Genomic DNA, 19780 nt, shown 5'->3' with positions numbered 1-19780 from the left:
AGTGGCGACCAATGACACGTCAGGCTCGGTACGCCGGGTGGTCGCGGTGAGCACCGACACGCACGAGGTGGACCTCGTCGGCGAGGAGGTCGTCGAAAACATCGGACGGGCGGCGCTGTTCGCGGCGCTCGTTGGCGCGTTCGCGTACGTCAGCTTCCCCAACCCGTTCTCGCCGGCGCCGGTCACGCTGCAGGTGCTGGGCGTCTTCCTCGCGGGCATCTTCCTCGGGCCGGTCTGGGGCGGTGCCTCGCTCGTCCTGTACCTGTTCGCTGGCGCCGTCGGCGCACCGGTGTTCAGCGGGGGCGCGGCCGGCTTCGGCCAACTCGTCGGCGCGACGGCCGGCTACCTGTGGGCCTGGCCGGTCGCCGCGTTCGTCGTCGGCGCCGTGGTCCACGGCGGGCTCACCGTCGGCAACCCGCGCGAGGCGGGACTCGTCCGGCTCGTCGGCGCGATGCTCGTCGGGACGGCGCTCATCTACGCCTTCGGGACCGTCGGACTCATGCTCGTCCTTGGGATGGGGCCGGTCGCGGCCTTCATGGCCGGCTCGGCGGCGTTCATCCCGGCCGAGGCGTTCAAGATCGCCGCTGCGGTCGGCATCGTCCGCAGCGACGCGTTCGTCGCGGAATGATCGAAACGCGCGACCTGGTCCACCGCTACGACGAGACCCCTGTCCTCGACGGCGTCGACCTCGCGATCGAGGACGGGGAGTTCGTCCTGGTGGCCGGTCCCAACGGCGCCGGGAAGACGACGCTCGTCCGGCACTTCAACGGGCTGGCAGACCCCAACGCGGGCGAGGTGCTGGTCAACGGACGGCCCGTCAGTGACGATCTCGTGGCCGCACGCACGGCCGTTGGCATGGTGTTCCAGGACCCGCGCGACCAGTTCGTCGCGGCGACCGTCCGCGCGGACGTGGCGTTCGGCCCGGAGAACCTCGGGCTCTCCCACGCCGAGATCGATCGCCGCGTGAGCGAGGCGCTCGACACCGTCCGACTGACCGGTCGCGGCGACGAACGCGTCGATCAGCTCTCCGGCGGCGAGCAGGCCCGGGTCGCCATCGCCGGCGCGCTCGCCATGGAGCCGGACCACCTCGTGCTGGACGAACCGCTGGCGAGCCTCGACGCGCCCGCTCGCGAGGCCGTCCTCGACCGACTGACCGCACTCCACGACCAGGGAACCGGCGTCGTCGTCGTCACGCACGACCTGCGCGACCTCGCCGCGGTGGCCGACCGCGTCGTCGTCCTGCACGACGGGGACGTGGCGCTCGACGGTACGCCCGACGCCGTCATGGACGACCTGTCCGGGTTCGACGTTCGACCATGCTGAGATACGAACCGGGATCGTCGGTCGGCCACGCGCTCGACCCGCGGACGAAACTCGCGATCCAGGCGGGCTTCGCCGTCGCCGCGTTCGCCCACACGACGCCGCGCGGCCTCGCGGTGCTGACCGTGGTGGCGCTCGCGATCGTGGGAGCGGCGCGGCTCTCGCCGCTTTCGACGCTGTCGGACGTTCGCGTCGCGCTTCCGATCCTCCTCGTCGCGCCGCTGCTCGAGGGGCTGACGCTGGGGTCGCCGTGGTTCTCGATTGCCGAGGCGCGTTTTCCGGCACTGGCGAGCTATCGCGTGCTCCTGATCCTGTTCGTGAGCGCGGCGTACGTCCACACGACGCCGACCCGGGAGTCCCGGGCGGCGGTCCAGTGGCTGGTCCCCGGCAAGCCCGGCCAGTTCCTGGGGATGGGCGTCGCCTTCGTGTTCCGGTTCCTGCCGGTGTTGATCGACGATCTGGTGCGCGCTCGCGAGGCGCTCCACGCGCGCCTCGGCACCGAGCGGCCGCTGACAGACCGAATGCAACTCGTCGCGACGGCGGGGCTGCGGCGGGCGTTCGCTCGCTCGGACGCGTTCTCGCTGGCGTTGCAGGCCCGCTGTTTCGCGTGGAACCCCACGCTGCCGCGCCTGACGTTGGGCCGGCGGGACGCGCCCGGCCTGGTGCTGGCGCTCGGCCTCGCCGTGTCGGCGCTGCTGTGACGGGTGTGGGGGTCACTCTCGCAGCGTCCTTAACCAGCGTCGTCTCCTAGGACAGGTATGTCCGACGACGAATCGCCGACGACCCGCCCGACGAACCTGGCCGACGAGGACGCGCTCGACGAGTTCGTCTCGGGGCACGACCTCGCCCTCGTCGAGTTCTACACCGAGGGGTGCACCATCTGCCAGAGCATGGAACCGGTGCTCGGGAACGTCGCACGGGAAACCGAGGCGGCGGTCGCGCTCGTCAATCCCCGCGACGATCCGCCGCTCGTCGACCGCTTCACGGTCAAGAGCGTCCCGCTGTTCGTCCTCTTCGTCGACGGCGAGCCAGTCGACCAGCGCGCCGAGGGGTTCATCGGTGCCGAGGACCTCCTCTCGTGGGTCGAGTCCGCCGCAGCGTAACGAGACCCGGGTCCGTCGGGTGGCGACGGAGTGCTGGCGACAATCCTTGCCGCTAATACGATGATAGATGATGAAGGTTTATGGTGGAGGAGTTCGACGGTGTAGATACGATGCGAGACGAGGCGTTTGCACCGATCGTGCCCGAGGTTTCGAGCGAGACGACCACCAGCCAGCCGGCCATTCGCGCGGACGGCGGCCTTCACAAACGCTCGGCAGAGGCACGCGTAGCGGACGCCCCGCTCGTTCCCGACCTCTCCTGAGGTCGGCGTCCGACCCAACCATCCGTTTCTGCGGCTCGTTCGGTTTCGTGAGCCGGTCGGCCGTCTCGTGACGGCGCGGCCGCCGTGAACCAGAACGCTCTCCTTGCACGCTCCGTAGTGGCGTCTGTGTACGGGACGATACAGCGCGCTGGCTACGTCGCCCTCGTGGTGACGCCGGTCGCCCTGCTGGTGAACGCGCTCGCGGCACCGGCTGCCCTCTCGATGGGTGCGCTCACCCTGGAGGGCGGCGTCTTGCTCGTCGGCGGGTTCGCTGCCGTCGTGGAGCGCGACCACGTGGTCGGACAACTGGGTGCGACCGGATTCACGCACCGCGACGGCCGCGACGTGGTGGCCGTTGTCGCCGGGGCTGCTCTCACCTACGGGCTGAGCGTCCACGCCGGCTTCGGGCCGGTGCTCGCGTCGGCCGCTGTCGGGCTGGCGGCCGGCGTCGCGCTCCCCGAGGTCGACGTCCCGGTCTACTGCGGCTCGTTCGTCGGGATGGCGTCACCCGCGGTGTTTCCGTCCGTCGCCTCTCTCGGCGTCGCGGGCGTGGTCGCCGGGCTGGCGTTCGTCGCCGCGACCGAGTCCTTCGGTGGCTACGGCGGCAAACTCGGGACGCTCGCGCTGTTCGGGTGCCTCACGACGGTCGCCCTGTCCGGCGCCACGTTCGCCAGCGGGACGCCGATCCAGTGGGGGCGTGCCTCCCTGATCGTGCCGGTGACCGTCGTCGGTGCCGTCGCGACGTTCGCGCTGTCCGTCCGCTTCGATCTCGGTGCCGTGATCGGCTCGGCGCTCGTCGGCGTCGTTGCCGGCGTCGCGCTCCCCGTGGCTCTGCCGACGGTCGGCGGCACGCTCGCCGCCGCTGCCTTCTGTGCCTCGTTCGTCGGGATGTCCTCGCCCGACCGACTGGTGACGGAACGCGCCGTCGCCCTCGCTGGAGTGCTGTGTGGGCTGGTGTTCGTCGTGGTCACACCAGTCTTCGCGGGCGCCGGCGGCAAACTCGGGACAGTCGCCTTCATCTCCTGTGTCAGCGTCGCCGGCGCGTCCGAACTGCGCGACGTGCTGGGGTCCTTGACGGCACGATAGCGGCCGTCCGTCTCGCAACGTTCTTAGCAGTCTTCTACGGCATTCGGTGAGCCTGTGCTCTGTGACTCCTGCACGTCGCTGAAGGTCGGCAAACAACCGAGACAAGTGGTACCACGCCGTTGCCGACAAACGTTGCCGGGAATGCGATGATAGATGATGAAGGTTTATGGTGGAGGAGGTAGACGGTAGAGATACGATGCGAAACGAGGCGTTTGCACCGATCGTGCCCGACGTTTCGAGCGAGACCACCGCCAGCCAGCCGACCATTCGCGCGGACGGCGGCCTCCACAAACGCTCGGCAGAGGCGCGCGTAGCGGACGCCCCGCTCGTCCCCGACCTCTCCTGAGAGCGGTTTCGAGCGACGCCTTCTCTCGTCGCTGCTCGTCGGCGATGCTGTCGTCCGTCACGGTGACGCTTCTCGGTCACCTACTCGTCCAGCGTCAGGAGTCGGCGCGCTGGAGTTCGACGACGAAGACGGCGCCGTCGGCGTCGGCCGCGTGCTCGGCCTGCGCGTCCGAACCGGCGGCCGTCGTCGTGCCGGCGTCGGCTACCGGCTGACTGGCGGTGGCTCCCTGTGGGTCCCTGTCGGTCACCCAGACGTCGCCCCCGTACTCGGCGACGAGTTGCTGTACGAGGTACAGGCCGATCCCGGTGCCGGGGCTCTCGAGGCCCTTCGCTCCTTTGCCGAAGACGTCGTCCTTCCGGTCGTCCGGGACGCCGGGGCCGTTGTCCGCGATGCGGACGGTGACCGTCTCCGGCGACGTCTCGACCGAGACCCACACTCGAGGCGTCGCTTTGTCGTTGTGCTGGACGGCGTTGTTCAGCAGGTTCCGGAAGACGGACGACAGCATTTCGTTCGCGACGACCTCGACGGACGGGAGCGGGTCCTCGATCGTGAACTCGGCGTCAGGATACGTCGTGCGGCGGGTTTCGACCTCCTCGGTGAGCACGCGTGCGAGAGACACCCGGGTGTGGTCCTGCGTTTCCTGGCCGGTGATGACCTTGACGTAGTCGCGCGCGACGTCCGTGAGTTCGATCGTGTGGGCGGTCGCGTTCGTGACGCGGTCGATGATCTCCTCGCCCTCCGGATCGACGTGGTCGTCGAGCAGGTCGAGCCAACTGCTGACGACTTCCATGTCGTTGCGGATGTCGTGTCGAACGACGCGGTTCAGGATTTCGAGTTCTTCGGTGGTCCGTTCCATCTCCCGCTCTCGTGCTTTGCGTCGCGAGACGTCTCTGAACATGCCCAGCACCAGCGACCGGTCGCGTTGTTCGAAGACTGCGGCGTTGATCTCGACCGGCACCGTCTCGCCGTCGCCGGTCACCACGTGAATGTCAGAGCCGTCCGGGAGCGCCGTCATCACCTGTTTCTCGGCGTCGACGTGGCGCTCGAACAGCTCCCGATACGCGTCGGTCCGGTCTGTGGGGTGGAGCGCAGTCTGGTGCATCCCGACCAGTTCGTCTCGCGAGCGACCGAACAACGTCTCGGCTTCCGCGTTGGCGTCGATGATCTCCCCGGTCTCGCTGTCGGCGACGACCATCGCGTCCGGTGCCACGTCGGTCAGCGTCCGGTACCGTGCGCGCGAATCCGAGAGGTCGCGCTGGTGCTGGCGCTGTCGCGCGTCGTAGACACCGACGACGAAGCCACCGATGCCCCCCGTCGTCAGCAAGTTCCCCAGGACGAACCAACCGTGCCGAATCACCCCGTCTTCGGCGGACTGATACACGAGCAGGACGGCTCCGATCGCTGCCATGCCGACGACGCCACTGACGAACCACACGCCGACTCGCGGGACGAACTCCGTCTCGATAGCGCTCGTATAGAGCCAGTAGCCACTGCCGACGAGCGTGACCGAGAGCCCCATCGGTACCAGGACGCCCGTCACGATCGCGACGACGCCGGTCTCCTCGAACAGGTGCAGGAGATTGACCGCGCTCGCGACTGCGCCGACGCCACTCACGACTCCGGCAACCAGTTCCCGCGTCAGCCTCTGTCGAGGGGCCACTACCTCGCCTTCGGAACCCAGTCTAAAGAACGTTCAGAAACACAGCACGAAACTCGGTGACGAGTGTCACGTTCTGGCCCCGACTCACAGGGATTCTAACATCTTGAAAACGCACCCCGTCAGTTTTTACCAACCCGTGGCTGGGTTCTGGTGTCGCGGGACGGCAACGTGGCTCCACCCCACTCTGGAATCGGCGTCGACATGGAATCGGGACAATCTGTTTCCCCGCGACATCTGGCGGTCGTCTCCATCTTTTACGCGGTCGTAGTCCGACGTGTCGCGACGCTCCCGAGTGCAGACGAGCGAGCCGGAACACTGGACGGCGACAGGTCTGCTCGGCTCGTATCGCGCGCAGTTGCTCGGCGGCGAGTCCAACGGAAACGAGCGAATAGGCCAGGGTGGCACTGGCGGCTCACGTGCAGGAACGAGATGACTGGGTGTCAGCGGTCTGTACGGCCAGGAGCGACGGGTCGCGTCTCGAGTAGACTGTTAGATCACCTCGACATCTCATGGTATGGGTTAGCATACCATGAATCTTTCGGCGGGCGGGCGTTCGTCCGCGGGCCGCTCGGTCCCCGGGACGCGGTTCACACCGATCCGACGGCGTCGAGGCTGAAGAGCCGCGCCTCCTCGGGTTGTGCTGCCAGCAGCGCGGCCGCTCGCGTCGGCGAGCGGAACGCGGCGGTTCCGGCGTAGGGCATCGCGTAGACCGCTTCCACGGCCGCGTCGGCGTCGTTCACCGGCTGCAGGCCGTCCCCGTCGAGGAACCGGGTCCGTTCGAGACCGTGGCAGATGGCCAGCCCGTCGGTCGTGGCGGTGACGCCCAGCTCAGCCGGCGCTCTCGCAGTGCCGTCCCGGTCACGGAGCGAGGGGAGCGACGACGGGTCCGCGAGGCCGCTTCCGCGGACCCACAGGTCGAACCGGGCTGCCGGATCGAGGTCGGTTCGCGCTTCGAGCGACGCCAGTCGCTGGTACGCCGCGACGAACTCGGGGTGACGGAGGTGTGCGAGCGACCGCGTGCCGTCGTCGGTGACGGGAACCGCGACGCGGCGCGTCGACCCCGGTGGTAACGTGGTTCCCCCCGTCGTTCGCCCGAGTTGAAACGGCCACAGCGGAACGACGCCACCAGCGACCGCCGCGATTTCGCGCTCGGTCACGTAGGCGGCCGGGTCGCAGGGCATCACGGCCGCTGCCTGCAGGCGGGCGCCGTCGCTCTCGGTGCGGGTCTCGACGCGACACGTGAGCGTCCCGTCCGCGAGGAAGCGCTCGCGACTGAGCCCGCGGAACGCGGTCGCCCGGTTGGTGACCGCGCTGTCGCCGGGGTAGTCGCCGTCAGCGTACCCGCCGAAGTCCCCGAGGTACTCCCAGGCGCCGTCGACGGTCCGCACCGACAGCCGGTGGTCGTAGAGCCCGAACTCGTCGCCGACCAGCCAGAGGTCGAACGCGTCGTCGGCGCTGAAGTCGCGCGCGGCCTGCCGCGTCGCCAGCCACGCGTACAGGAAGCGATCGCGGGCGACGGTCAGCGTGTTGACGGCGTCGCTCCGGAAGTCGACCCCCTCGTCGTTGGGGACGAACGGGTCGAATCCCTGCTTGGTCGGCACGTAGTTCCCGCCGAGGTACCAGCCGATGCCGGCTGCGCCCGTCTCGGTGGCGGCTCGCAGATTCATCCGCAGCGCCTGCTTGCTCGGCGTGTGGGCCGGATTGATCGTGTGGCTCTGGCCGAGGTAGAACACGGGGCGGTCGCCGAGCGCGTCCCGGGCGTTCGAGAGGAGGCTGCGAACCGCCGCGTTGGCCGGCTCCGGTCCGGCGGCCATCTCGTACCAGCCGCGATAGAAGTCGGTGAAGCCGAAGTCCGGCGGGGCGTCGTGCGCCCGGAGCCGGTCCGTCAGTTCCGGGAACACCTCGGGCCACTTCGAGTCGACGATGTAGGGGTAGTGGACGAAGATCCCGACGGCGAGCGCGTCGTTCGCCGCGGCGACGGCGCGCTGCTGGGCGGCGAACAGGTCCGGCCCGAACTCGAGGAGGTTGTCGACGGACCGCGGATTCCAGTCGCCGTCTGCGGTCCACTGCCCCATGACCGGCGCCTCCTGCCAGCAGATGATCCGGCCGCTCTCGAACAACTCGCCGTGCAGGCGCGCGACCGCCCGGAGGCGGTCGAGGTGGTCCGCGCGGGCGTCGTCGTCCGTAACGAGGGTCTCTGCCGACGCCTGGGTCACGAGGCCGGCGTTGAGCCAGACGTCGAGCCCGAACTCGCTGGCGGCTTCGAGCGGCGGCCTGAACGCCTCGACGAGCGAGCCGTTGCTCGGCGTCGGCTGGACGAGCACGACCGCGAGGTCGTGGCGACGTGCGAACGCGAACAGGTTCCGCCGAATCGCCTCGTCGCGCCACAGGCCGCTGCCGAGCCAGAGGAAGTCTTCCCGTCGGTTCGCTGGCTGGCTGGTCGCGGTGGGGTCGGCGTCGGACTGCGCTGGCTGGGGCGGGTCGGCCCCGAGACAGCCGCCGGCCAATCCGGTGCCGAGGCTGCCGGCTGTCACGAGGTAATCGCGTCTGGAGGGACGGGACTCGTCGGTGCGTGTGTCGGAGCTGTCTGGCATGGGTGGGTGGGTCGCTGGCTGGGGGTCTCTGTCACCCGAGCGATGCGGCTGTCGGGAGCGGTCACGCGCTCCGCGACCGGCAGACCGCTGCTCGGACGTGGGGCGTCTCGGCGGGTCAGTCCGAACTCGACTGGTTCACGAACAACACGCGATCGGGGCCGTTCGAGTACACGATCTGGGGGTGCTTGGGGGTCGGAAGCGGCCCGAACACGCGGTATTCCTCGTCGAGATACTCGATGTCGTAGGAGACGTGGGGGGTCCGAGCGTACGCGCGGTGGACGAGCAGCGCGTTCGTCTCGTAGGCCGGCCCGGAGTCTCCCACGTGTGTTTTGTAGTACACTGCCGGCTGGTGGTAGTGCCGCGAGATGACCTGCTTGGCGACGTGGTCGGCCACGATGTTCGTTCGGGAGTCGTCGTACGGGTTCTCCGCGCCTCTGGCCGGTAACTCCTCACCGGGGCCGTGCTGGTCGAGGAAGCGGTAGAGGTCGGCCTCGGTCGCGTTCGTCGCGGCGCGCGCCGCACCCGGTGCGTCGTCGAAGTACGGGCCATCGACCGACGTGGCGACGCTCCCGATGGCGAACAGGAGGTACGGGAGCGCGAGGACGAGCGCCACGCTCAACACGACGCTGCCGCGGCTCGCGCGTCGCCCGGACAGCAGTCGGGCGCCGGCGCTGGCGGTCATCGCGACCCCAGGCGCCGCGAAGATCGCGAGCAGCGGCACCAGGTACAGGAACCACCGCCCGGGCAGCAGGGCGTTCATCCCGAGCAGGGGCGTGCCGAGACCGATCGCGCTGAGCGTGGTCACGACCACGCCGAGGCCCAACCCGGTCCGCACGTGGAACTCCCGATCCTGTGAGATCCAGTAAATCGCGCCCGCGACGGCGAAGCCGTACAGGATCGCGAGACTGAGAACCAGGGGGAGGCCGCTGCTGTCGGCGCCCGACAGCGTGACGTCCCGGAGGTGCGGGAGCGATTCGACCCGACCGCCGCGGGACACCGACGTGGTGAGGTCGGTCAGGATGCCGCCCGCGACTTCGACGAGAAACGGCTCGCCGCCGCCGGCCGGCCCGTCGTACTTCGTGATCGACGTCTGGAACGCGACGGCCGAAACCAGGAGTCCCCAGAGGGTGATCTCTCGTCTCCCCGGTCGCCCTCGCCACAGCACCTGAACGCCGGTGTAGACGCTGATCGCGAGCGCCGCCACGAAGAGGCTGAACTGGTGGGTGAACACGAGGACCAGCAGGGTGACCCCGAAGGCGAACAGCGTCGACCGCGAGTCGGTCCCGTACTCCAGGTAGCTGATCGCGAGCGCGAGAAGCAGGACGAACAGCGTGATCCCGAGCGACTCGGGACCGGTGTTGGCCGTCTGTTCGACGCTCAGTCGAGACGCCACGAACAGGAAGGCGCCGAGCGCGCCGACGTGGGGTTGCCAGATCCGACCGAGGACGATCGCGATGGTGACGACCGGCACGACGGTCGCGATGATCGTCGTCAGGAAGGCTGCGTCCCGGACGGACACCCCGAGGCCGCCCGAGGTCGCCGCCGTCAGCAGGTGGAAAAAGGGCGCGTACCAGTACTTCGAGTACGCGAGCGGTGTGAGCTGTGCGGTGTCTCTGATCGCAGCGGCGACGCTCGTGTGAAAGAGCGGGTCCAACCCGACCTGGACGGAACTCGAATAGTAGACGAAGCCGCGATGCAACACGCCCGTGAGTGCGACGAGCGCGACGGCGACGTCGGCCCGCTCGAGCATGAACACGCACGCGAGCGTGACGACGTACAGGAGGAGCAGTAACACAGGCAGATCGAACGGCCTGTGGAACCCCGTGCTGGCGTAGGCGACCAGGACGCCGGCGGCGACCAAAACGTAGCTTATCACCAGACCCCTGTCCGACACCGTAATCGGGGCGTGAAACTCCGCTTCGTTCCGGACGCCCCAGCCGACGATCCCACCGCAGATGAGCAGCGGTGGAATCGCCGTCGAGTAGGGGTTGGAGTACACCTGCTGGACGAGCATCCCCAACACGCCAGCGCCGACGATTACCAGCACGAGCGCTTTTGGTGAGACGATATACGACCGGACGCGGAAGCTCATTTGCTCCGAAGTTCCAGCGTAGTACCCCATTGTTAGTGGTTGCTTCTCGGCTGAAAGCAGTTGCTTCCGAACGCCCGGCGTCGCTCGCCGCTCCGAATCGGTATCGACCGGGGAGCAGCGCTTATTCGGCGCTGGTGACGGTCACCTTTGCGTCGCCGTCGATGCTGATGCCGGTGAGCTGTCCGGAGAACCGGAACCCGTCGGCGTTGCCGTAGATGAGGCCGTAGGCCCGCGTTCCGTCCGGAGAGACGTGTTGCTGGGTGCCCCACGTCCCGTCGCTGCTCAGTGACTCCGCCGCCTCGATGCGACCGCTGACCGTGACTTCGTAGGTGCCGAAGTCGTCGCCCTCGGTCCCGTCGACGATGAGCGTGTTCGACAGCGTCTGCGTGTCGCCGTCGGAGCCGCCGTCAGACCCGCCGTCGCTGCCGGAGTCGTCGGAGCCGTCGGAGCCGTCGGAGCCGCTGTCCGAGCCGTCGTTCGACCCGTCACCGCTGCTCCCGTCGTCCCTCGACTGCTGGCCGACGATCTCCTCGAAGGTGGTGTCGGTCCCGTCGTAGGTGACGCGTTCGAGGTCGCCGCCGCTGATCTCGTAGTCGACGATGTCGCCGGTGACGTGCCAGGAGTCCAGCGCTTCCGGATCAAAGCTGACGCTTGTCGCCGTTACGGTGCCGTTGTTGCCCGCCTCGATCGTATCGACGTCCTCCGCTTCGCTCCCCCGGCTCACGGACCCATCGACGGTGAACGAGACCGTCATCGGGTCCGGGTTAGCCGCAGCCTGATACTCGAGGGTCTTCGTGGTCGTCGGGTCGTCGGTGCCGCCGGAGTCGCTGCCGTCGTCGGGTGAGGAGATGCCCGACGGATCGGTGACGCCGTACTCGTTCTCGTAGACCTCCATGTTCTCCCAGTCGCTGCTGCCGGCGTCCTGATTGATGACGATCCCCTCGTCGGAGTCGGGACCCTCCGCCGGGTCCTCGTGGGCGAAGAGGTTGTGGTGGACCGTACAGACGTCGTCCGGGACGCCGCGGATCTTGATCGCCTCGATCTCGCTGCCGTGGATCGTCTCGGTGTGCTGGAACCAGTTGTGGTGGATGTCGAAGAAGTCTCCGCCGGGCTCGTGGACGTCGAAGGCGTGGTCCTCCTGCTCCGGTCCGGTGACGTTGTACCGGGCGGTGTAGCCGACGCCGCTGCCGCCGTTCGAGGCGATGCAGTGGCGGTTGAGGCCGAAGGAGTTGTACTCGATGATGATCTGATCGCTCTGGACCTGGATGCCGTATCCCATGCCGTCCCCGGCGTTGTTCTCGATGCGGTTGTGGTGGATGTGGGTGTCGTTGCCGTCTTCGGGCTTGATGCCGGCGATGGGCCACCCTTCGATGACGCAGTTGTCCACCTCGACGTCGTCGTGGTCGACCTGGAACCCGATGCCGAGGTGGTCCCAGATGTCGTCCGTCTCGAAGAACCCTTCCGGGTGCGGGCCGCGGACTCGGAGTCCGGTCACGCGCACGTCGTCACCGCCGGTGGTGAGAAAGCGCCCGACGTGGTCGTCGGAGTAGATCAGTCCACCACTCGCACCGTTCACGCGCCGGTCGGAGGCGAGCGTGACGCCGCCGGGAATCTCGACGTCTTCGCGCCCGCTCAGGTCGATCTCCGCGTCGCCCCGGACGAAGACGATCTCGCCGCTCGATGCGGTCCCGAGCGCGTCGAGCAGTTCGTCGCTGGTCCCGACCGTGTAGTCGGCGTCGGCGGCCGTCACGGTCGCCCCGTAGCCGGCACTGGCGGTCCGAACCGCTTCGACCTCGCTGATGAAGTCCGTCGAAATCTGCTGGGCCGTGACGGTCGTCGACCCGAGCAGCCCCACGGCCGCCGTCGCCCCGACCAGCTTCAGCATCGAACGCCGCCCGAGTAGTCCCCGCTTACTGTCCGAATCCACGTTAGATCGATCACGCTCTGGTTGCTGCCGTTTCACCATAGCGCGAGGAATAGATGCCTTAATTAATTCTCTTCTGTCAGAGTAGATTTATACAACTATCAGATACCAATACTCACACGCTATTTGGATAGGTCTACTTACCAGTCAGCTAAGTTTGGCAAATATTTGATTACGTTCTAGAGATGGAAACAACAAGATTGCTTTACACGTCTGTAGCTTTCACCAGTTCTACGTGTGGACTACGTCCGGTCACGGGCAAAACGGCAACTCTTGCGGACAGCTAGTCGTCAGACGGGAGCCGCGTTGTCTCCAGGTGGGCGGTCTCGACCGGCGAGTTCCGCGTGACGAGCGGTTGGCCGGTGACGGCGATCGTCGTCTCCGAGAGGACGCTGCGGCCGGAATCGACCAGGAGAACGCCGTTCCGGTGACGACCGGTCTGCTGGACCGAACAGCGGTGGAGGACCGTCTCGGGGCGCTCGTCGATGCGGATCGCGCTCTTGCCGCCGGCCGACCCGGTGATGTCGACGTTCTCGAGCACGACGCCGACCGGGCCGTCGACGTCGGGGGCCTTCGCCCGGATCGCGTCCATCTCGTTCCGGTCCATCAGAATCTGCGTGTTCCGGACGGTCGCACGCCCGTTGTCGCCGTGAATCGCGATCGCCCCAGTGCCGATGCCCGCGTTCGGGCCGTACTTGATCGTGCAGTTGTCGACGACCTGCTCTCGCATGCCCCGGAGTCTGATGCCTCGGACGTCGAGCCCGTTCGGGTGGGGCGGCGTCTCGTCGACGACGATGGTCGCGTTCCGCGCGGTCGCCCCCGTCGACCCAAGGCGGATGCTGGCGATGTTGTTGTTTCTGAACAGGCCCCCGTCGACGACGACCAGCCCGTCCTCGGCGTCGAACTCGCCGTTCTGTCCGCCCGGGGGCGACGCGTAGATCGCGTTGTCGGAGAACTGCGACAGGCGGCAGTCGCTGAAAAACACCGTGCCAGCGTGGTGGCGCCCGACGTAGGGACCGGTCGTGTTCACGCCGGGTTGGCGAGTGCCGCTGGCGACGAGTCGCTCGACGAGCGCCACGCCGTCGTCGTCGGTCACGTCGATCCGGAGCAACTGCTGATCGTGGCGATCGAACTCACCGCGCACGGTCAGGTCGCGGACGAGCACGTCGCCCGGCCCGCTGATGACCGTCCCGCCACTGGTTCCGGGCCGACGGAAGTCGTAGGTGAGCCCGTCGAGTACCAGGTTCTCCGCGTCACTGAACGAGAGCCACTCGGACCCACCGGCCGGCGTCGACTCGGCAGGGACCAGCGTCGGCGTGGCGCCGTCGGCCGCCCGCCAGCCGAGGTTCCTCGGACGCTCGATCGTCACGTTCTCGACCGCGTACTGGCCGTCGGGAAACACGAGCAGCGTCTCCTCGGTGTGGTCGGTGAGCAGGTGATCGATCGGCGTCTCGCCGGTCGGGTCGGCCCCCGCTTCGACGGCGTCGAGGCGCGTCTCGAACTCCGGGTCGACCGTCGGTTTCTCGCGCCGGGGGATCTGTTGTGGCGTCCACAGCGGGGACGACGGGTCCTGGTTCCGCGCTGGATCGAGGAGGGAACACCCTCCGACCACGCCGGTGCTCACAACACCGAGACTCGCCAGTACTCGGCGGCGACGGACGCGAGGTCCCCATCTCACGGCGGTGAAACGTCGCCGCGTCCCGTTGTTACCCGTCGCATACGCTCACGGGCCAGCACTAAGCATCTACTACCGATCTTCATGGGGCGGACCCAGATACCGATTCCGAGACGGGTGACTGGGGACTCGCCGGCCGGTCAGTCCAGGCGTGCCTCGATCTCGGCTTCGAGTTGCTGGACGTTCTCCTCGATGTCCTGGACCATCATGGTCTGCTCTTCGTTGGCCGCGGCGACGTCGTCGACGGCACCGGCGACGTTCTGGCTGTCGGCGACGACGTCGTCCACCATGCTGGCGATCTCTTCGGCGCTGGCGGCCTGTTCGTCGGTCGTGGTGGCGATCTCGCGGATGCCCTCGTCGGTGTCCTGGATCGCCTCGACGATCGCCTGCTGATTGTCCGCGAGTTCCCGGAGCTTGGTCACGGACTGGTGGATCTCGTCGTTCGTCGCGTCGACGTTCTCGACGGTCTCGATCGTCAGCTCCCGGATTTCGGTGACGATCTCGTCGATCTCGTCGGCCTGCTGTTTGGACTCCTCGGCGAGGGTTTTGACTTCGTCGGCGACGACGGCGAACCCGTCACCGCTCTGATCGGCGCGGGCGGCCTCGATGGAGGCGTTGAGCGCGAGAATGTTCGTCTGGTCGGCGATGTCGTTGATGACGTGGACGAGTTCGTCGATGTCCTCGATCCGCTCGCGCAGGTGCTGGGCGTCGTCGGCGACGTCGTCGGCCGACGCGGTCACCTCGCTCATGGTGTCGATGGTCTCGGTCGCCGTCTCCGCCGAGTCCTCGGCCAGTTCGCGCGCCTCGTTGCTCTGGCTGCTCACTTCTTCGGCGCTGGAGGCGATCTCCTCGACGGTCGCGCTGAACGTCGAGACTTCCGACTGTACCTCGGTGAGGTTGTCCGTCTGGCTCTGGGCGAGGTCGCTGATCTCCTGTGAGTTCTCCGCGACGTCGGTCGCCGAGTCGCGGAGTTCCTCGACCGCGCTCTCGACGTCGGTCGACATCTGCGACTGGAGTTCCCGGATCGCCTCCCGCTGTTCGATGAGTTCGGTGACGCGGGTCATGATCTCGACGGCGCCGACGATCTCGCCCGACGGCGCGGTGATCGGAACGCCGAGCACGCGCGCGTGGAACGTCTCGCCCGATGCGGTTTCCGCCGACCGGATGTCGTCTTCCCGAACGACCTCGCCCGTGCGTGCGACCGTCTCGGCGAGCGTCTCGCTCTGCCCCTTCGTGTTGAACACGTCGTAGGCCGGCCTGCCGAGCACCTCGGACTCGTCGTATCCGGTGAACGCTTCCGCCCCGTCGTTCCAGTGCGTGATGGTGCCGTCGTCGTCGACGACGAACGCGGGTTCGGGAAGCTGTTCGATGAGCGTCTCGAATGTGTGCCGCCAGAACGCGCCTGCGTCAGTTTCCCCGTCCGGTGCGAGCGTGCCTGCTCCCGACTGAGCTGCCATCACTAGTGTCGACACAAAAACACCTGTTATCTGTGGTGCTGTAATTGGACACGCTTTATATAACCGTGCAGCGGCTGTGTTGCAAGATCGTTCGTTTCTCTCCGCTGGTTACACGGATTCCCCTCTCACGCGCCGACACTATCTCACAACGTTGTAGAATGAGGCCTCTTTCAGTAACTGTAACCGTTCACGCGCACCTGTCCGGCGTCACCGGGCCTGCTCTTCGACTTCCGCTCGGAGTGTCTCGATGTCCTCGGTCGTCGCCGTCTGTTCCTCGGTGGCGGCAGTTACTCGTCGTCGGCCTCGCGGGAGATCAGCCCCCAGTTCGAGACGACGAACGGGGTGAGGTAGTTGAGCGCGACTTTGCCCAGCAGCGCGGTCGAGACCTCGCCAGCCACGAGGAGGTGTCCCTGGTTGTACAGCGTGAGCCAGGTCCCGACGAGGGCCGTGATCGCGAGCGTTCGGACGAGATGCTGCGGGTGGAGACAGACGTCGACGTACTGCCGCACGGTCGCTGCCATTCGGTTCGTGGTTTTTTCTCGCGAGTAAATACGATTCGACTCGACGTTCCGGGCTACCCGTCCAGTCGCGTCAACTCGACGCAGCCGTCCGCGTTGGCCGTCACCCTGTAGCCACAGTAGCGAAAGGAGACGTCGCCGTCCATGCGGACCGAGTCCGGCGTCGGCTGAAACAGTGCGTCGAGCGCGTCCGGATCGACGACCGCGTGAAGCGGCGTCAGTTCCGTCGGCGAGACGCCTTCCCGCTTCGCGATGTCTGTAATTACTTTCTCAGAGAGCGTCGCATGTTCACACACGTTGGAGCCCCTCCCAACTTCCTCCATTGTATTGGAGAGCCAACAGCTAGCTGTTTAGCTGTTTTGGTATGTTCTGCAATTTTCCATTTTCATGGAAGATAATTCGAAAACCTCGACGGTGTACGTCGATGCACACACCTCTCCTTCACATCCCAACAATTGTCAATTGCGCATCCTGGGTGCGTGTTCTGCCCTCCCAGTTATGCTGAGTTGGCCATGCGGAGTCCAGTGTCGAGCGAACCGAGTGCGGGACGACCTCGTCTCTCGCGTCGGCGAGACGTAATATCTACGCGCTTCTCGGTCTCGTCGAGAAATCGGAGTGCGGGATGACATGAGCCCCGCAATCACGGGATACGGCGCAGTCGGGCTGAAGGAGCTGGATCCGTCCCGCGACGATGACGACTTCCAGGGGACGGAAAGAAAGCGCATCGAGCGTTCTCAATGTGTGAAAATATATACAGTACGTCGATCTCCACAGGTTCCGGATGGGACTATTTTTCACCTCACTATGAATGCAGCTCTGTCTGGAGCGGTGCACCGTGTGGGGTCGACACCCACCGACAACTGCCGGACTCGCTTCTCGTCGGCGCGGGAACTGACGTTCGCCACGAGTCGACTGTCTGGGCAGTGCGGCGAGCTCGTCCGGGGGGCCAGTCGGAAACCAGTGGAGTAATGTCAGCGATGTTGCTAATGCCACCTATGTTACGCGAGCTGATTACCCTCCTCAACGGTGGACAGCCACCGCGCCCTGATGAGATTCCCGACCTCTCCGGCAGAGCCCTGGCGGTCGCCGCCGTCCTCGGACTGGTCCTGTTGCTGGTCGGCGTCGTCCTCTTTCTCCCGGTCGTCCAGTCGCTCGGCTACCTGGCGGTCGTCGCGACGCCGTCGCTGGTGTGGTGGACCGGAATCGGGCTGCTCGTGCTGGTGGTCGGCGTCGCCGTCGGCGGGGCCAGAGCGACGACGGCGGGCGTCACGCTCGGCCTCGGGATCGTCGTCGTGATGGGACTGTTCGTCGGGCCAGTGGTCGGCGGCATCTACGCCCACGAGCACACGGCCGACGCGATGCAGGCGAACGTCCAGACGGTCGATACCCTCCCCAACAGCTCGAAAGCACACACGCGCGTGCTGCCGCGGCAAGTCGGTGACAAGTACGCCCAGTCGTCGATGCAGTTCCCGCAGTATCGGACGACCGAATCCGACATCACGTACACCAACGACACGTACACGTGGTCGTACGGACTGGCTCCCGACAATCCGATGGTCGCGTGGCTGGGGACCCAGCACGGGGCCGTCTACGTGGACATGGAACAGTCCGAAAAGCGCGTCAGCGTCCGCGAAACCGAGTTCACACACGGGGTCGGGCAGGTGTTCACCGACTCGTTCGGGTACCGCACCAACCTCGATCGGCTGGACGTGAACCACCAGCCCGACACCCGGTTCGTGTTCGAACAGGACGGCGAGGCCTACCTCGCCCAGTCGTACGTCACCCACGAGTGGCAGTTCAAGCTCTTCCCGCTCCCGCAGCTGTACGCCGTCCCGCACTTCGGCGGCGTGCAGGTCGTGGACCAGGACGGGTCTATCCGTGACATCCCCGCGAAGAAGGTGGCCAGCGTCGACCTACTGAACGGCCAGAGCGTCTACCCCTACAGCCTCGTTCGCTACAAGGTCAACTCGATGAAGTACAAGCAGGGGGCGCTGAACAAGTGGTTCTGGAAGGAAGGCGTCCTGGAGATGGCCGATCTGCCGGCTGACGGCAACGACTGGCCGGTCACCGTCCCGACCGAGTCCGACGACAGCCCGGAACTGACCCACTACGTCGCGACCGAGCCGACCGGCTCGGGCAGCGGCGTCTACGAAGTCTGGACGTTCGACGGCCAGACGGGCGCGGCGGCGATCAAACGCTACGACGACGCCCAGATCGGCCCGCAGAAGGCCACGAAGTTCATCCGCCAGCACAAGGACGTCGCGCGCCTGAACAACGTCGAGGCGGTCGAGCCGGTTCCGGTCGTCCGCGGTGACACGCTCTACTGGCAGGTGAAGGTCATCCCGGACAGCAGCAACGGGCTCACCTACACCGGCTTCGTGAACGCCAACAGCGGGAAGACGATCCTCGTCTCGAAGACGAACAAAGTGCGCGCGTTCGTCACCGGCAGCGACGTGAACATCACCGACCGGAACGAGACGGACAGCGGCGGCAGCGGCACCTCGGTGCGCCTCGTCGTGACCGACGGCGAGGGGACCGTCGTCCGCCGGTCGAACGTGACGGTGCCCGTCAACGGCTCGGTGAACATCAACGTCTCCAACAGCGGCGAGAAGACGGTCCGACCGAACGGCTGAGCGTCTGAGCCGCGGTCACTGCGGTGATTCCCGGATCGGCCGCCAGAGTCCAGTCCCGTCGGTCCGGGCGCGTCATTCTTCCCCGTGGCCGGCGAATGAGCGCGTATGCAACGGCGGACGAAAGCCGCGCTCGTCGGCGGCGGCGCACTGCTCGCCGGCTGGATCACCTGGGGACTCTACTCGACGCGCTCGGCCGAATCGGTCCCGTACGAGCGGCTGGAGACGCTGGACGGCGTCGAACTGCGGCGCTACCCGGAGACTGTCCTCGTCGAAACGACGGCGCCGGATCAGCGAACGGCGTTCCGACGGCTCTTCCGGTACATCTCGGGGGAAAACGCGGGGAGCGAGTCGATCGCGATGACCGCGCCGGTCGAAACCCAGGGTAGTGAGTCGATCGCGATGACGGGGCCCGTCCAGTCCGGAACGACTGGGAGCGAGGACGTGCAGATGGCGTTCTACCTGCCCGCGGCGTACAGCCCCGACACGGCGCCGGTACCGACAGATCAGACCGTGTCGCTGCGGACCGAGCCGGCGAAGACGATGGCGGTGACGCGGTTCTCCTGGTACGCCCCTGACTGGCGGGTCGAGCGGCAGGAGCGGGACCTGCTGTCGACGCTCGACGCCGCGGGGCTGGACCCCGTCGGCGAGCCCGTGCTGTTGCGGTACAACGACCCGTGGACGCCGCCGTTCATGCGGCGGAACGAAGTCGCAGTCGAGGTCGCTGGGTCTCCCTGATCGGCCGACGCGTCGCCCGGGATCGCTGCCCGAGCGCCCGCCGTGAACCCCCTCGTTTCGTGTCCAGCCAGGATCAGTGTAACCGTCGGAACACGCCCGAGCGGGCGTCTCAGTCCCCCTCGCCAGTCCGTTGTCGGTCGCTCTCTGGGACTCGTTCCGTGGGAAATCACCCCCTATAGACACAATAGATCGACGAACCGGACGGCGCGAGTCGAACGGCTGCTGCCCTCTCGACTCGCGACTCTAGTCCAGAGGTTTATGATTTCCCAGGCCCAAGTTCGCCCGAACGAACACATGCACACTGCCGCTCTCGGAGTCGCGGGCACGCCCCACTCGCAGCCGACGCGAGCGGCAGTCCGCCGGCGAACCGACGGAGA

General features: G+C 67.0%; 17 protein-coding genes. 9 read left to right on the top strand and 8 right to left on the bottom strand.

Features of this window, described 5'->3' with window-relative positions:
• The first annotated feature begins 46 nt into the window (after positions 1-46).
• The 7 genes from MU553_RS17130 (at position 47) to MU553_RS17100 (ending at position 4115) form a co-directional block, all read left to right on the top strand.
• Positions 47-628 (top strand): biotin transporter BioY, encoded by a 582-nt coding sequence (locus MU553_RS17130; RefSeq protein WP_247379735.1) that lies wholly within the window; start codon positions 47-49, stop codon positions 626-628.
• On the top strand, positions 625-1323 hold the full coding sequence (locus MU553_RS17125; protein ID WP_247379733.1) for an energy-coupling factor ABC transporter ATP-binding protein: 699 nt from the start codon (positions 625-627) through the stop codon (positions 1321-1323). The genes MU553_RS17130 and MU553_RS17125 overlap by 4 nt, the downstream gene beginning before the upstream one ends.
• Entirely contained in the window at positions 1317-2021 is a 705-nt protein-coding gene (locus MU553_RS17120; protein ID WP_247379730.1) for an energy-coupling factor transporter transmembrane component T family protein, read from the top strand. Before MU553_RS17125 ends, MU553_RS17120 begins: the two co-directional genes overlap by 7 nt.
• Positions 2022-2078: 57 nt before the next feature.
• A complete protein-coding gene (locus MU553_RS17115; protein WP_247379728.1) occupies positions 2079-2423 on the top strand; it encodes a thioredoxin family protein in 345 nt (114 codons plus the stop codon).
• Between the two features lie 110 nt (positions 2424-2533).
• A complete protein-coding gene (locus MU553_RS17110) occupies positions 2534-2683 on the top strand; it encodes a hypothetical protein (RefSeq protein WP_247379726.1) in 150 nt (49 codons plus the stop codon).
• A 126-nt stretch (positions 2684-2809) separates the two neighbouring features.
• On the top strand, positions 2810-3769 hold the full coding sequence (locus MU553_RS17105; protein WP_247379723.1) for a hypothetical protein: 960 nt from the start codon (positions 2810-2812) through the stop codon (positions 3767-3769).
• A 196-nt stretch (positions 3770-3965) separates the two neighbouring features.
• Positions 3966-4115, top strand: coding sequence for a hypothetical protein (locus MU553_RS17100; protein ID WP_247379721.1), 150 nt, complete (start codon positions 3966-3968; stop codon positions 4113-4115).
• A gap of 94 nt (positions 4116-4209) precedes the next feature.
• On the opposite strand, the gene MU553_RS17095 is transcribed toward MU553_RS17100, so the two are convergent.
• The 8 genes from MU553_RS17095 to ddfA form a co-directional block, all read right to left on the bottom strand.
• A complete protein-coding gene (locus MU553_RS17095) occupies positions 4210-5775 on the bottom strand; it encodes a sensor histidine kinase (protein WP_247379718.1) in 1566 nt (521 codons plus the stop codon).
• A 587-nt stretch (positions 5776-6362) separates the two neighbouring features.
• Complete coding sequence (locus MU553_RS17090) at positions 6363-8369, bottom strand: hypothetical protein (protein WP_247379716.1); 2007 nt, start codon at positions 8367-8369, stop codon at positions 6363-6365.
• A gap of 115 nt (positions 8370-8484) precedes the next feature.
• Positions 8485-10461: a hypothetical protein gene (locus MU553_RS17085; protein ID WP_247379714.1), complete on the bottom strand. Its 1977-nt coding sequence runs from the start codon at positions 10459-10461 to the stop codon at positions 8485-8487.
• A gap of 121 nt (positions 10462-10582) precedes the next feature.
• On the bottom strand, positions 10583-12346 hold the full coding sequence (locus tag MU553_RS17080; protein WP_247379711.1) for a right-handed parallel beta-helix repeat-containing protein: 1764 nt from the start codon (positions 12344-12346) through the stop codon (positions 10583-10585).
• A gap of 322 nt (positions 12347-12668) precedes the next feature.
• Complete coding sequence (locus tag MU553_RS17075; RefSeq protein ID WP_247379709.1) at positions 12669-14009, bottom strand: right-handed parallel beta-helix repeat-containing protein; 1341 nt, start codon at positions 14007-14009, stop codon at positions 12669-12671.
• A gap of 191 nt (positions 14010-14200) precedes the next feature.
• Positions 14201-15517 (bottom strand): methyl-accepting chemotaxis protein, encoded by a 1317-nt coding sequence (locus MU553_RS17070; protein WP_247379707.1) that lies wholly within the window; start codon positions 15515-15517, stop codon positions 14201-14203.
• A gap of 287 nt (positions 15518-15804) precedes the next feature.
• Positions 15805-16038, bottom strand: a complete 234-nt coding sequence (locus MU553_RS17065; RefSeq protein WP_247379705.1) for a hypothetical protein — start codon at positions 16036-16038, stop codon at positions 15805-15807.
• Positions 16039-16091: 53 nt separating this feature from the next.
• Entirely contained in the window at positions 16092-16331 is a 240-nt protein-coding gene (gene ddfA / locus MU553_RS17060; RefSeq protein ID WP_247379703.1) for a DdfA family disk-determining factor, read from the bottom strand.
• Between the two features lie 699 nt (positions 16332-17030).
• Between ddfA and MU553_RS17055 the strand changes: the two genes are divergently transcribed.
• Both MU553_RS17055 and MU553_RS17050 read left to right on the top strand, forming a co-directional pair.
• Positions 17031-18668, top strand: coding sequence for a hypothetical protein (locus MU553_RS17055; RefSeq protein ID WP_247379700.1), 1638 nt, complete (start codon positions 17031-17033; stop codon positions 18666-18668).
• 105 nt (positions 18669-18773) lie between these two features.
• Complete coding sequence (locus tag MU553_RS17050) at positions 18774-19403, top strand: SOUL family heme-binding protein (RefSeq protein ID WP_247379698.1); 630 nt, start codon at positions 18774-18776, stop codon at positions 19401-19403.
• Positions 19404-19780: the final 377 nt, after the last annotated feature.

It is taken from the genome of Halorientalis brevis, assembly GCF_023077655.1.
The sequence above is the reverse complement of the archived record's forward strand: the minus strand, read 5'-3'. Positions and strand labels throughout refer to the sequence as shown.